This is a genomic window from Listeria sp. LM90SB2 (assembly GCF_028867355.1).
Taxonomy (GTDB): Bacteria; Bacillota; Bacilli; order Lactobacillales; family Listeriaceae; genus Listeria; species Listeria monocytogenes_B.
Genome location: NZ_CP046449.1, coordinates 2,137,766 through 2,150,882 on the forward strand (window position 1 = coordinate 2,137,766; position 13,117 = coordinate 2,150,882).

Here is a 13,117-nt window from a genome sequence, read left to right on the forward strand (position 1 = left end):
GTATGGTACAAGAATATATTCGATTAAGAGGAGCGCGTGAAAACAATCTCCAAAATATTTCCCTAGATATCCCCAAACGAAAAATCACTATTTTTACTGGTGTATCTGGTTCCGGGAAATCTTCTATTGTATTTGAAACTATTGCCACGGAATCGCAAAGACAGTTAAACGAAACATACAGCGCCTATCTTCGTAATTTCCTTCCGAAGTATACGCAGCCGGACGCAGATTCAATTGAAAACCTCTCCACCTCTGTTATTATTGATCAAAAACGACTTGGCGGTAATTCCCGCTCCACCCTTGGTACCATCACGGATATTAATTCGATTTTGCGATTACTTTTCTCGCGTGTCGGCAAGCCTAGTATCGGGACAGCAAATTTATTTTCTTTTAACGACCCTGCTGGTATGTGCCCTGATTGCCATGGTGTTGGACAAAAAGTTTCGGTTGATTTAGTCAAATTACTTGATCCAAATAAATCGCTCAAAGAAGGCGCCATCTTATTTCCAACGTTTTCGGTAGATTCATGGTACTGGAATTCCTATGCTTATTCCGGCTTTTTTGATGTGAATAAAAAAATAAAAGATTATACTGACGAAGAATACGATATGTTGTTACATGGGAAAGATATTAAAGTTTTCCTAGAAACACCCATGGGAAGCATGAACGCTACATATGAAGGGTTGATTCCAAAATTCAATCGTTTGTATATTCAAAAAGAAGGCGAAATGTCCGCCTCTACTAAAAAACGTGTCGATAAATTCACCCATATTGCGCCTTGTACAACTTGCGAAGGCACGAGACTCTCCGCGCAAGCATTATCTTGTACAATAAATGGTGCAAATATCGCCGACTTCACAGCGATGCAATTAGATGAATTAAAAGCAACGATTGCGAGTATTGATGACCCTATCGCTGCTCCAATGGTCAAAAGTGTCACAGAGCGATTGCAACATTTGATTGATATTGGTCTTGGTTATATGACACTTGACCGCCAAACTGCTTCTCTTTCTGGTGGTGAATCGCAACGTGTCAAAATGATTCGTCATTTGAATAGCAGCTTGACTGATCTGCTTTATATTTTCGATGAACCAAGTATCGGTCTTCATCCACGAGATGTTCATCGACTCAATGAATTACTCGTGAAATTGCGCGACAAAGGAAATACGATTCTCGTGGTGGAACATGACCCAGATGTGATCAAAATTGCCGACCATATTGTCGATGTCGGTCCGCACGCAGGAAAACATGGCGGTGAGATTCAGTTTGTCGGAAGTTACACCGATTTGCTGAAATCAGACACACTAACTGGCAAGTTCCTCAATCGCCATTTACCAATTAATAGCAAACCGAGACAACCAAAAGGCTTTTTAACAACTGAAAAAAGTAGTCGCTTTAACCTAAAAGATATTCAGGCCAACATTCCAAAAGAAATTCTTACTGTAGTAACTGGCGTGGCTGGTTCGGGTAAGAGTACCTTGATTCATTCTGTTTTCCTAAAAGAATATCCAGATGCGATAGTGATCGACCAATCAGCCGCTCATGCCAATATTCGCTCTAATCCTGCCACCTATACTGGGATAATGGACCCGATTCGAAAAGCATTTGGAAAAGAAAATGATGTCAGTCCATCACTCTTTAGTTACAATTCCAAAGGCGCCTGCGAAAACTGTAAAGGACTTGGTTTCACAACTATGGATTTAGCTTTTATGGATTCGATTAGCACACCTTGCGAAGTATGTCACGGCAAGCGATTCCAAGATTCTGTTTTGCAATATAAGCTAAATGGTAAATCCATTAGCGATGTGTTAGAACTAACTGTCTCAGAAGCACTCGATTTCTTTACGGATAAAAAAATCTTGAAGAAAATTGAGGCAATGGAAGAGGTTGGAATTGGTTATGTCACGCTTGGCCAAGCACTTAGCACCTTATCAGGCGGTGAGTGCCAACGTTTAAAACTCGCCAATGAGCTTCATAAAAAAGGGTCGATTTATATTATGGATGAACCGACGACTGGTCTTCATATGTCAGATATCGAACATATTTTGACGATTATCCACTCACTTGTAAATAAAGGAAATACCGTTATTGTAATTGAACATAATGTCGATATTATTCGTAACGCAGACTGGATTATCGACCTTGGCCCAGAAGGCGGAAGTGCTGGCGGACAAATTATCTTCGAAGGCGCTCCCCTTGATTTACTTGAAAATAAACAATCATTAACTGCCAAATATCTTTAATGAAAAAAGCCGTTTTGTCTGCTATAGACAAAACGGCTTTTTTTATTGTAGTTTTTCTAAATAATCCACAGCATCTTGGAAAGTTTTAACTGGAACGATTTTCATTTTGGAGTCAATGTCTTTCGCTGTTTTAACTGCTGTATCGTAATTACTTTCGATACTTGGGTCGCTTTTTTTCATTTCATCGGTAATTGGATCATTGGGAGCAAAGAAAACCTTCGCACCGCTTTTATCTGCGGCAACGACCTTTTGATCAATTCCGCCGATTCTACCAACAGTTCCGTCAGGGTCAATCGTACCAGTTCCGGCGATTTTTTTGCCATCTGTAAGATCATTTTTTTGGAAACGGCTGTAAATTTCTAAACTGAACATTAAACCGGCAGAAGGTCCACCGATTTTTTCTGAGTCGATTTTCACAGTTGGATCTGCGGTGATTTTTTCATCATCCACAAGCGTGATACCGATTCCTGGAGTGCCTTTTTTATCAATTGCTGTTAATTTGATGTTGGCTTGCTCATTTTTGTCGCCGTGTTTGTAGTTTATTTTGACTGTGTCTCCCACTTTTTTACTGTGAATATAATCAATAAATTCTTGGCTTGATTTAAACGCATTCCCATCAATTTCTGTGATTAGGTCGCCAGCGTGAAGGACATCGGCTGCTGGAACGTCATCTTTTACGCTTAATACGTATACGCCATCATAAGTGACTTTGACTTCTTGACCGGCTGCTTTATAAGCCACTTGAATGGCATTATTTTTGGATTCGTTCATCATTTGCATTTGGCGAACGTTATATTCTTCGTCGCTTTCATTCTCGTATTTGATATCGCTATCTTTTTCTAACTCATGATATGGCAAAAATTTAGCGGTCATATATGTATAAATATTCGCTTTTCCCATTGCAATCGTCACTAGACTGAGCGAACCGTCTTTTTTATTTGGATGGTCATCAACTGTAACGAGTGGAGCAAGTTCTTCCGTACCACCAGGTTTTGAAATATAATACGGAACTGGAATAAAAAAGCCCGCTATAATAATAATTAACAGCACTATCGCCGTTATTTTTTTCCACTCTTTACGCATTTTCTGTCCATCTCCCACTTACTTAAATTTTGCTTGTACTTGTTCGTTCACTATTTCAGGAACAAGTTCGCTGATATCACCTTGATACTGCGCCACTTCTTTTACCATACTGGAACTTAAAAAAGAATATTTCGTATTAGTCATGACAAAAAAAGTTTCGATTTCCGCATTGAGCGTTCGGTTCATCGAAGCAATTTGCATCTCGTATTCAAAATCACTCACCGCTCGAAGCCCTCTGACAATTGCAGTAGCCCCGCGCGTAGCAGCATAATCAACAGTCAATCCGCTCGCACTTTCCACTTGAACATTTGGCAAATGAGCGGTTACTTGTCTAATCATTTCCATCCGCTCTTCTATCGTGAAAAGTGGTTTTTTGGATGAGTTGTTTAAAACGGAAACATACAGCACATCAAAAATCTTCGCTGCCCGTTCAATAATGTCTAAGTGCCCATTCGTAATCGGATCAAATGTCCCGGGAATAACGGCAATTTTGTCACCCATTTCTACGCCTCCTGAAATTCAAATATAGATAAAACAGTAATTCCATAAGAAACTGATTTGATTTTCTCGAATTTACCGATTGTATCTGGCATGATTGCTTCTTTGTCATGCTCGCAAATAATTCTTCCATTTTCGTTAACTAATTCTAATTTTTCTAAAGTTACTAGTAATTTTTCTAATTGTTGCTTTTTATATGGTGGATCTAAGAAAACAAGGTCGAATTTCCACTCATTTTTATGGAGTAATTTGAGTGCTCGTTCGGCATCATTTCGGTATACTTCCGCACGCTCTGTAAAATGGCATCCTTCTAAGTTTTGGCGGATTGTTTTAATTGCGAGCGCTGCTTGGTCAATAAAAACAGCTCGTTCGGCACCTCTACTCAACGCTTCGATTCCAAGCCCACCACTGCCAGCAAATAAATCAAGCACCATATCCCCGTCAAAAAAGGGACCAATAATCGAAAATAAGGATTCTTTTACTTTATCTGTTGTTGGTCTCGTATTGTTTCCTGGAACAGCTTTTAGAGCGTGTCCTTTTCGTTCTCCTGCAATGACTCTCATGTTTTTGCACAACCTTTACTTCAATGTCTTTTTTACTTTATCACAAATAGAAGCAAAAAAACAGCAAGACTAGTTGAGATAGTCTTGCCGTTTTGGTTAGATACTGATTTGCACATCTTCGTTTTTGTGTTCGTACATCATTTCTTTTTTGGATTCGTATTCTGTTTTTAAGAACGGACGGAAAGACATTTCCACGCGTTTCACATAATGAAAACGAGAAACTTTGTTAGAGATATCTTCTACTTCAGCCATATCACAATATAATACCGCATATTTCAACTTGCGCGATACATAATGCACATTTCCAAATCGCTTCAAAGATCTAACTTGTTTAAGATGATTCATCCAAACGACGATAGCTTGTCTATCATTTTCCATTGTTTAAGCCCCTTCTTTTTAGGATAAGCTTTACGCTGAACAACCGCAGCCTCCCCCGCTGCCACATCCACCTGTAGAACAAGCAAATTTTGTTTCAAAAAACGGATTACCAGTTGGTACTTTGATATTCTCTGAAACTGCACTTGCGAGAAGCAGGCTGATTTCGTCCAAGAGAGATTGTAAATCCATCTCTGCCCGGCGAAAAGCTGCCACATTTTGATCCATATCGACTTCGCGTTTATAAGCACGAGTCTTTCTGGTTACTTCTTTATAGTCAGGATGATACCGGCCGAACCGCTGCACTTCCTCGTATTGTTCTTTTATTCGTATGAATTGACGAATATTTTTTTGTGAAGTAGCGTCATTTAGCAACGCTTCCTTAGCAAGTTTATAATTTTGCGCTTCCTCGGAGTTTAGAATCATGCTAGCAAGCTCATCTGATAAATCGAGTAGCGCCATATTTTCCATTGTAGCGAGCAATCTAGCCACCTCCATATAACTTACTTTTTTATTATACCATAGAACTATTATTTAATAATAAAATTTTGCGTATAGTATTTTCGATATGTTCCCGCACCCATATAGGTATATGAACCATCTAGTAGATTTTCTCTATGTCCTTTAGAGTTGAGCCAACCTTCTACTGCTGCTGCACTATCGACATAGTTATAGGCGATATTTTCACCAGCTTTAGTATATTTGACGTCCCCTTTACTAAGTCGTTTGCTTAGATCTCCTTGTGTCGGTGAAGTATGGTCAAAATAATCATTTTTCTTCATATCAACACTATGTCCATATGCAACTTTCGCAACAGACTCGTCCCAAGCTACTTCTTCTATTCCGTATCGATCACGAATAACATTAGTGATTTCTAGCACTTGTTTACTAGAAGCATCATCAATTGCATTCCAATCTGCTGGCGTCAACTTTTCTTCATAAATTTCACCTTGGTAAGATAATTCATAGGGGCGCATTTTGACGAAGGATAATTTATTGAGGTAACGAACACTAATCAGTTTTGACTTAAATTTATCGAAATTAAGTTGCGCATAAACGCCACTTCCAATGTTAACAATCGGACGGGCATTTAAGTCTTCCTCAGAAAGTTCGAATTTATAATAGCTGTCTTTATAGTTGAAGGATATTTCCGATTGCAAATTGGCATCGGTAAATACTTTTTCAGTGGACATACCAATCGTATATGGCATGACATTTAAATCTTGTCCTAGCGCATAAATGGTTTGCACGATATTTTTTGTTACACCTACTTGCATATAGCTTGTTCCTGGTTGACTATAAATGTAATTATCGTAACCGTATGCTGTTTTGTCTACACGCACCGGGTCCCCAAACTCTTTCTTTAATTCACTTACGTTTTTATTAATAAATCTTGCCAAGCTGGAACTATCTTGCACTTGTTTCGGATTTTCATTCGTTGTTTTTTTATTATCAGGAAAATTAGACTTTGTTGCCGTATCTTCGGCTGTATTTTTCTCTACTGATTTACTAAAAAAAAGATCTGTGTTGTATCCAATGAACAGGCAAATGATTAATAGCACAGCTACTCGCATTATAAACTTCACATTTTGCCCTCCTCGGCAGTATTTTGTTTTCTTGATGTAACTTTCATTTTACCAATACTATTATCATTTGAAAAGCTTTAAAAATCATAAAAAAAACAATTACAAGGAAACGAGTATTGCACGCTTCTTCGTAATTGTTTTTTATTTTTATAAGAAAATCGAAATAACTACCATTGCTACGAATAAAATTGTCATGTAATTTAATGAGTAAACGAACATCCATTTAGCCCATTTAATACTATCTTCCATTTTAAAGCCGTAAATACTAAGTGCTAACCAACCGATATTCAGTAACGTTGCTAAAACAACATAAACGATGCCTAGTTCAAACATAAAGAACGGTAGGATAGTTAATAAAATCACCCAGAAAAACATGCTTTTCTTTGTACGTTCAATGCCTTTTACTACTGGTAACATTGGAATTCCAGCAGCTGCGTATTCCTCTTTCCGTTTAATCGCAATCGCATAAAAATGCGGCGGTTGCCAACAAAACATTACGAGAAACAGCATGATTGGTACGATGCTAAATGATGGTTCGACTGCAAACCAACCAATCAGCGGCGGGACAGCGCCTGAAAAACTACCAATTACAGTATTACTAACTAGTTTTCTTTTTGCATATAGCGAATAAACGACTACATACAAAAAGACCCCGATAACGCCAAGAACTCCTGCTTGCCAAGTTGTCATAAATAACATAATTGTACCGACAACACCTAGCACAAGCGCAACCATTAGCGCTCGTTTACCAGAAATTTTCCCGGTCATCGTTGGTCTGTTTTTTGTTCTTTCCATAATTCCGTCAATATCACGGTCGATGACATTGTTAAAAGCGCCCGAAGCAGCTACGATAAGTGCTGAACCGACGATAGTAAAAAATATCACGTCTACATTTTGAATAAAAGAAATTCCATTTAACTGAAAGGCTAACCACATTCCTGTAAAAGCAGTAATCGTATTGGAATTCACGATACCAATTTTCACAAGCTCGGTAAAATCACGGACAGTAAATCTACTCGCCGATAACTCCCCAGTCTTTTCTATCTGATTCACTTTTTCTCCCCCTAACACTTGCTGATATAAACCAGTGATTGCGAACTGATAGATATCCTATACCCTTATTATGTGAAAAATACGCCCCTTTTGTCAATAAATCGGCTTTAGTCTTGTACGCTTTACTTCTTCAAATAAACACGCTACAATTAGTTTGATGTGTACTCATGAACTTATACATAGACACAAATTTTAGTAAAATCTCACACGCATCTAAAGGAGAGATTGGTAGATAATGAAAAAATTCTTGAAAGTTTGGTCCGTACTAACGATTATTTGTATGACGGTCGTTGTGTTTGGCGGAGCGCTCGTAACGAAAACTGGTTCAGCTGATGGCTGCGGTAATAGTTGGCCTCTATGTAATGGGCAGTTAGTTCGTTTAACAGATGTTACTCCGGAAAAATTAATTGAATTCATGCACCGAATGACGACGGGAATCAGTTCGATTTTTGTTATTGTTTTAGCAATTTGTGCTTGGATTTATATGAAAAATCGTCGCGAAACAAAACCACTTGCGATTATTGCGGTTCTGTTTCTAATTATTCAAGCGTTAATGGGAATGGCGGCTGTTGTTTGGGGACAAAATCCGTACATCATGGCGCTACACTTTGGAATTTCGATCATTTGTTATGCTTCGATTGTATTGCTTGCCTTGATGATTTTTGAGGTAGACCGGAAATTCGATGCCAGAAACCTCGTGATGGGGACGAAATTACGTATTAATATTTATGCACTAACGATTTACACGTACTTAGCCGTTTATACTGGTGCACTTGTACGCCACGAAAAAGCAAGTATGGCCGTTCCGGTTTGGCCTTTTGAAAATGGGCACTTTATTATGCCTACTTCAGTACAAGATTATGTGCAGTATTTCCACCGGTTAGCCGCATTTATTTTAATTGTTTGGTTGCTGTATGTAACTTGGCTTGTGTTCCGGGATTACAGAAGGTACCGCGTGCTTACTTTTAGCATGGTGTTGTCGCTTGTGTTTATTGCACTTCAAGCCGTTACTGGGGCGCTGTCTGTTTATACAGGAGTGAACTTGTATATCGCGCTTGCCCATAGCTTGATTATTACGATGTTGTTCGCGCTACTTTGCTACTTATGCTTACTGGCATCAAGAAGTAAAAGCAATCGACTACGAATAAAATAACGAACACGGCTGGCAACTTTTTGTTGTCAGCTTTTTTATTTGTTTACGGCTTTTGCGTCGTTTTATGCTAAAATAAGTGAGAGTATAAGTCAAACGAGGTGGATAACTTGGATAAAACAAAGAGAAAAATGATTTATGAGACTTTTATGCTTATTCTCATAGTGCTTTCCCTTGCCCTATTACCGTACAGAAACAGCTTTACATTTATTTTAAATTGGATTATTTGGGTGATTTTTACGCTAGATTATCTGGTTCGACTTTATCGTGCTGATAATAAATGGCATTATGTAAAAACGCATCCGTTTCAACTCATTGCAATCATTCCATTTTACGGTGGATTTAGAGCGGCTCGGATTGTTAGTTTTGTCCATCTATTAAGTATTACTGCGATGGGGAGACGGTATATTGTACCGATTTATAGCTTTTTCCGTTCTAATGGTTTAAATCGATTTTTAATGATTTTTGTGTTACTTGTGATTATAATTCCTGTTCCGATGGTATTTATCGAACCTGAAATAAACAATTATCCTGATGCGCTTTGGTGGGCGATTGTGACTGCGACAACAGTTGGGTACGGTGATATCGTTCCAGTGACTCCGATTGGGCGGATTTTGGCATCGATTATGATGTTGTTTGGGATAGCGTTTATCGGGATGATAACTAGTACGATAACGAACTTTTTCCGCGCTAAGAAAGCTACTACTTCTAGCACACAAAGAGCAAGCAAGATTACCCAATTAATTGCAGATACGCCAGATTTAACCAAAGAAGAAATTGCGGTCGTAGAGCAATTTTTGGCACTACGAAAAAAAGAACTGGCTGATGAAAATATAAAAAGTGATAGCGAATGATGCTATCACTTTTTTATTTGTTTTTCGACTTGGTTACGGTAACGTTCAGATAAGGCTTCTACCGCCAAAATGCGTTCTAAGTCTTCTTTTGTCCCATTTTTATGCAAAACTTTATCGTGGCAAAAGGCTACTGTTACGCCGTGTGATTCTTGGTGAATTTGTTTGATTTCATCCGTTGCATGTATAATGCCAGGAGTAATCGTTCGGCATAGGTATCCAGTAAGTCCAGTTTTGTGAATTGCTTTATAGAGATTGGGGATTCCATTGAACTTTTCAATTGTACTACATGGATTTCGGGCTTCCGTTATTTGGATAACGGTTTCGCCAATCTGGAATTTATCGCCAATTTGAACAGAACTTTCCAACATATTCGTAGTGATGAGATTTTCACCAAAAGCAGTTACTTGTAGCTCTTCGCCAAACATTGCTGCCCATTTCGCGTAATGTTCGTATGGATAAATACAAACCGTACGATCCGGACCACCGTGATATTTCAAATTATGCGGTGCGTCATTTTCAAAACCGGTAGTGGTTAGACTGGCGGATTGTACAAGCTTTTTTTCGATTCCCGTCATCATCCGTTTGTTATTTGAAAGGTTAAGTTCTTTCGGCTTACCTACAGCTAAATGCATGATTTTCCGTTCCATCTGCTTACTCCTTTGAAGTTATTTTTTTCGGCTTAAAATAGCAAGAATCCCCGTGATAAGTGCAATAACGCTGATAGCTACTGCGGTCCATAATAAAATCGTATTATCTCCAGTACTGCTTGTATCCCCTGCTGTGTTCTCCGCTCCCGCAACTACTTCTCCGTGCGAGCCAGTTGCGGATTTGGAAGACTCTTTGACAATTTTTGTGGTAGCATGTGGTGTCTCGGAATCTTCTGCGCCAACCCATTCAACGATGGAGCCATCTTCATAATATTGATAGGCATTCCAAGCAATTTCGCCTTCTTCACTTGGATTTTTAGCGATAAAACTAAAGCGCTGGAATTGGCCTTTTTCAATTCCGTTGCCTTCTGTTTGCCATGTTACTGTGCCATTTTTCTTATCTACTGTCGTTGTCCAGCCTGGCACTGGTTCATAAGATTCGAATGATACGCCTTTTTCTACTTTTAAAACGATTTTTTTAGAGGCGACATCTTTTTCTGACGGTACTTTCATTGTGTAGGTTTCCCAGGAGTCTACGGTCGATTCGCTCGGTAATACAGAAACATGTGCGCTCGCTTGAAACGGAATGATAAAGACAGCTAATAAAACGACGATGGAGCTGATAATTTTTTTCATTATTTTTCCCCTTTACTGTGTAATATTGGTTGTAAATGTTTGATTTATATCTGTGAAATCTTTTGTTAAACCATGAACCGTAATTTCCCACTTGCCGGTTTGATTAATATATAGCCCTTCCGCAAAGTATTGCGTATCATTTGCAAGTTTGGCTTGGAAAGTTGATTTTTCATCTGTTTTAGTAGATTTTGTTGTAATCGTCACTTGTTCAAAATCTGTTTTGGCAGAACCATCTGCTGAAGTAAATGTGATGATAAACTGGTTTTGCCCAACAGTCGCTGGTTCCACTCGTAAATTGATTTTTGCTTTTTCGCCTTCTGCTGCAATTGTTTCATCAAATGCTTTCGGAGCAGGCGGTGGCGGTGTTTGTACGTTGGTTAACACACTTGCGACAACAAGGATAATCGTCCCAATGATAAGTTCCATCAAAATGGTTTTAAATGGCAATCGTTGGTTTTTGAGTTTGATATAAATGTAATGACCAAGCCCTAGTAGTGCCATTAGTAAAAATAAGCCAATTTTGAAAAGAAGTATTTTGCCGTAATTGGTTGTAAATAAATTGGCCATTTGTCCGATATTCATCACTGCCATTAATAGGCCGCTGACTAAGATGGAGGCGACTGCAATGATTGCTACAATCGCAAATCGGCTCCAAACTTCGCGCGCTTTCCCAGTCCGAGGTAATACGAATAAAAGCACTAAAATCCCGCCAACCCAAACGCTTGCCGCAATCATATGAAGCATATCAGCGGTGATACTTACTATTTTATCGGCACTGGCTGCAGCGTGTCCATTCTGAGCCTTCGCAAAAATCAAATATCCGATTAATGCACTCTCGGTCAAAAGCGAGAACCAGCTCCATTGTTTCTTTTTAAAGAACATCATGATAGTAAAAATGGCAAGTAGAAGCCATACGATAAGTTCACTGATCCAAATATAACCTGTTTTCGTAGTCAAGAACGCAACTAACTTACTCGGTCCAAAACTTTCACTGATAGAAACGCCCGTTGTGATACTTGTTTGTATGAAAAGTTGCATGAAGAGAGCCACACCTAGAAGTGCTAGCGCTATCCAAGTTACTTTTTTCAAACGTCCAGAAATTTTTTCTGTTATCTGTTCTTTTCGTGGATAAAGTCCTAACCCAAAAAGAAGTACGCCGATAAACAGCGAAAACCCTATGTATAAAATTGCTTTTTGAATCGAACTAATTTGCAGGTCCGTTCCACTTGAGGGAACTTCCGCTGCTTGGAACGTCGCTTTCGTATCGCCTAACTTAAAAGAAATGATCCCCGTCACCGCATGTCCATCCGCTGACACAACCCGCCATGAAACAGAATAGACATCGGCTTTTAAATCAGCCGGTAGAGATGCTTCAACCATATGATTATTCTTTTTAGAAACAGTGGTTTTCCCGGTTTCCACTTGTTTCCCACTGGAATCTTTGACTTCTATTAAAGGGAAATCCGCTTCAATTTCTTCATTAAAAACAAGCGTTACTTTTTCGGGTGCGGTTTGAATATGAGATTGATCGGCCGGATTCGAATTTTCCAAATAAGCATGTGCAGAAACATGCTGAACTGGCACGATTAATAGATATAGTATAATGAGAAAAAAACTGACCCTTTTCAATAATTTCATTTGCTACTCCTTTTTCGAACGAACGGTTTTACTCTTTTTAACTTATCATGTGCAACAATTGAATGGAAATAATCGGCTCATTTCCTATTGCAAATGATGCTACGATTATGGCATAGTGATAGAAAAGGAGGTTTTACCTATGCTTCGTTATATCGAATTGTTTTTCATGTTTGCCTTTGTTACGCTCATCACGATGTGGATTCAAGCACTTCTAGCAAAATGGAAACCTACTATTCTTCGTTCTTTCTGGCTTCGTACGCTCACATTTATTATTATTGGCTACGCATTAATGGCGCCAACGCTATACATAGGCAGTTTGTTACTAAAATAAGTTCAGTTGCTTTCACATCGCAGTTAGATTGTTTATACTGGGTATTGGGAGGTGAATTTTCATGAAAAAAATGTTAGTAGAATTTAGAGACTTCGCGTTAAAAGGGAATGTTCTAGACCTTGCTGTAGCGGTAGTTATCGGGGCTGCTTTCGGTAAAATTGTTTCATCTTTAGTAGATAACATCATTATGCCACTTGTCGGTGTACTACTTGGTGGTCTTGATTTTACAGATTTAAGTTTCAAAGTTGGTAAATCCGTTATTCAGTACGGTGCTTTCATCCAGTCCATCGTTGACTTTGTCATCATCGCTTTTGCCATTTTTATTTTCGTCAAGGTACTTACTAGTTTTATTAAGAAAAAAGAGCAAACGGTGGAAGAAACGCCAGTACCTCCAACTGAGGAATACTTAAAAGAAATTCGTGATTTATTGAAAGAACAACAGAAATAACTGAAAAAATCC

General features: G+C 38.7%; 15 protein-coding genes. 5 read left to right on the top strand and 10 right to left on the bottom strand.

The window, feature by feature from the left end; all coding sequences use genetic code 11:
* Positions 1 to 2: 2 nt before the first annotated feature.
* Complete coding sequence (locus GL301_RS10515) at positions 3 to 2,243, top strand: ATP-binding cassette domain-containing protein (RefSeq protein ID WP_070298254.1); 2,241 nt, start codon at positions 3 to 5, stop codon at positions 2,241 to 2,243.
* Between the two features lie 42 nt (positions 2,244 to 2,285).
* On the opposite strand, the gene GL301_RS10520 is transcribed toward GL301_RS10515, so the two are convergent.
* From GL301_RS10520 to cyoE, 7 genes are all read right to left on the bottom strand, one after another.
* Complete coding sequence (locus tag GL301_RS10520; RefSeq protein WP_003726135.1) at positions 2,286 to 3,326, bottom strand: SepM family pheromone-processing serine protease; 1,041 nt, start codon at positions 3,324 to 3,326, stop codon at positions 2,286 to 2,288.
* 18 nt (positions 3,327 to 3,344) lie between these two features.
* Positions 3,345 to 3,827, bottom strand: a complete 483-nt coding sequence (coaD, locus tag GL301_RS10525; RefSeq protein WP_003726136.1) for a pantetheine-phosphate adenylyltransferase — start codon at positions 3,825 to 3,827, stop codon at positions 3,345 to 3,347.
* Between the two features lie 2 nt (positions 3,828 to 3,829).
* Positions 3,830 to 4,387 (bottom strand): 16S rRNA (guanine(966)-N(2))-methyltransferase RsmD, encoded by a 558-nt coding sequence (gene rsmD, locus GL301_RS10530; protein WP_003726137.1) that lies wholly within the window; start codon positions 4,385 to 4,387, stop codon positions 3,830 to 3,832.
* Between the two features lie 96 nt (positions 4,388 to 4,483).
* Positions 4,484 to 4,765 (bottom strand): YlbG family protein, encoded by a 282-nt coding sequence (locus GL301_RS10535; protein WP_003726138.1) that lies wholly within the window; start codon positions 4,763 to 4,765, stop codon positions 4,484 to 4,486.
* Positions 4,766 to 4,795: 30 nt separating this feature from the next.
* Positions 4,796 to 5,245, bottom strand: a complete 450-nt coding sequence (locus GL301_RS10540) for a YlbF/YmcA family competence regulator (protein WP_274758690.1) — start codon at positions 5,243 to 5,245, stop codon at positions 4,796 to 4,798.
* A 47-nt stretch (positions 5,246 to 5,292) separates the two neighbouring features.
* Positions 5,293 to 6,348 carry a CAP domain-containing protein gene (locus tag GL301_RS10545; protein ID WP_003740730.1) on the bottom strand — a complete coding sequence of 352 codons (1,056 nt, stop codon included), beginning with the start codon at positions 6,346 to 6,348 and terminating at the stop codon, positions 5,293 to 5,295.
* A gap of 147 nt (positions 6,349 to 6,495) precedes the next feature.
* Positions 6,496 to 7,401 carry a heme o synthase gene (gene cyoE / locus GL301_RS10550; protein WP_003728322.1) on the bottom strand — a complete coding sequence of 302 codons (906 nt, stop codon included), beginning with the start codon at positions 7,399 to 7,401 and terminating at the stop codon, positions 6,496 to 6,498.
* A gap of 235 nt (positions 7,402 to 7,636) precedes the next feature.
* Here cyoE and GL301_RS10555 point away from each other — a divergent pair, with 235 nt between their 5' ends.
* Positions 7,637 to 8,554 (top strand): COX15/CtaA family protein, encoded by a 918-nt coding sequence (locus GL301_RS10555; protein ID WP_003723941.1) that lies wholly within the window; start codon positions 7,637 to 7,639, stop codon positions 8,552 to 8,554.
* A 107-nt stretch (positions 8,555 to 8,661) separates the two neighbouring features.
* A complete protein-coding gene (locus GL301_RS10560) occupies positions 8,662 to 9,405 on the top strand; it encodes a potassium channel family protein (protein WP_003740731.1) in 744 nt (247 codons plus the stop codon).
* A gap of 5 nt (positions 9,406 to 9,410) precedes the next feature.
* On the opposite strand, the gene GL301_RS10565 is transcribed toward GL301_RS10560, so the two are convergent.
* Genes GL301_RS10565 through GL301_RS10575 form a run of 3 tightly spaced genes read right to left on the bottom strand, consistent with a single transcriptional unit; the run spans position 9,411 to position 12,326 of the window.
* The gene (locus GL301_RS10565; protein WP_003726497.1) at positions 9,411 to 10,052 is read right to left on the bottom strand and encodes an MOSC domain-containing protein; all 642 of its coding nucleotides are present in this window, start codon (positions 10,050 to 10,052) and stop codon (positions 9,411 to 9,413) included.
* 18 nt (positions 10,053 to 10,070) lie between these two features.
* Positions 10,071 to 10,688 (bottom strand): YcnI family protein, encoded by a 618-nt coding sequence (locus tag GL301_RS10570; RefSeq protein ID WP_003726498.1) that lies wholly within the window; start codon positions 10,686 to 10,688, stop codon positions 10,071 to 10,073.
* Positions 10,689 to 10,700: 12 nt separating this feature from the next.
* Complete coding sequence (locus GL301_RS10575; protein ID WP_010959000.1) at positions 10,701 to 12,326, bottom strand: copper resistance CopC/CopD family protein; 1,626 nt, start codon at positions 12,324 to 12,326, stop codon at positions 10,701 to 10,703.
* 139 nt (positions 12,327 to 12,465) lie between these two features.
* On the opposite strand from GL301_RS10575, the gene GL301_RS10580 reads away from it, so the two are divergent.
* On the top strand, positions 12,466 to 12,657 hold the full coding sequence (locus GL301_RS10580) for a hypothetical protein (RefSeq protein ID WP_003723946.1): 192 nt from the start codon (positions 12,466 to 12,468) through the stop codon (positions 12,655 to 12,657).
* A 61-nt stretch (positions 12,658 to 12,718) separates the two neighbouring features.
* Entirely contained in the window at positions 12,719 to 13,105 is a 387-nt protein-coding gene (mscL, locus tag GL301_RS10585) for a large conductance mechanosensitive channel protein MscL (protein ID WP_003723947.1), read from the top strand.
* The last annotated feature ends 12 nt before the right edge of the window (positions 13,106 to 13,117 follow it).

What these genes read in the sequence shown, in the direction of transcription:
- GL301_RS10580 (WP_003723946.1), top strand. Translation starts at nt 12,466, where the DNA reads ATGCTTCGTTATATCGAATTGTTTTTCATGTTTGCCTTTGTTACGCTC.
- GL301_RS10570 (WP_003726498.1), bottom strand. Translation starts at nt 10,688, where the DNA reads ATGAAAAAAATTATCAGCTCCATCGTCGTTTTATTAGCTGTCTTTATC.
- GL301_RS10555 (WP_003723941.1), top strand. Translation starts at nt 7,637, where the DNA reads ATGAAAAAATTCTTGAAAGTTTGGTCCGTACTAACGATTATTTGTATG.
- mscL (WP_003723947.1), top strand. Translation starts at nt 12,719, where the DNA reads ATGAAAAAAATGTTAGTAGAATTTAGAGACTTCGCGTTAAAAGGGAAT.
- GL301_RS10575 (WP_010959000.1), bottom strand. Translation starts at nt 12,326, where the DNA reads ATGAAATTATTGAAAAGGGTCAGTTTTTTTCTCATTATACTATATCTA.
- GL301_RS10515 (WP_070298254.1), top strand. Translation starts at nt 3, where the DNA reads ATGGTACAAGAATATATTCGATTAAGAGGAGCGCGTGAAAACAATCTC.
- rsmD (WP_003726137.1), bottom strand. Translation starts at nt 4,387, where the DNA reads ATGAGAGTCATTGCAGGAGAACGAAAAGGACACGCTCTAAAAGCTGTT.
- GL301_RS10520 (WP_003726135.1), bottom strand. Translation starts at nt 3,326, where the DNA reads ATGCGTAAAGAGTGGAAAAAAATAACGGCGATAGTGCTGTTAATTATT.
- coaD (WP_003726136.1), bottom strand. Translation starts at nt 3,827, where the DNA reads ATGGGTGACAAAATTGCCGTTATTCCCGGGACATTTGATCCGATTACG.
- GL301_RS10535 (WP_003726138.1), bottom strand. Translation starts at nt 4,765, where the DNA reads ATGGAAAATGATAGACAAGCTATCGTCGTTTGGATGAATCATCTTAAA.
- GL301_RS10565 (WP_003726497.1), bottom strand. Translation starts at nt 10,052, where the DNA reads ATGGAACGGAAAATCATGCATTTAGCTGTAGGTAAGCCGAAAGAACTT.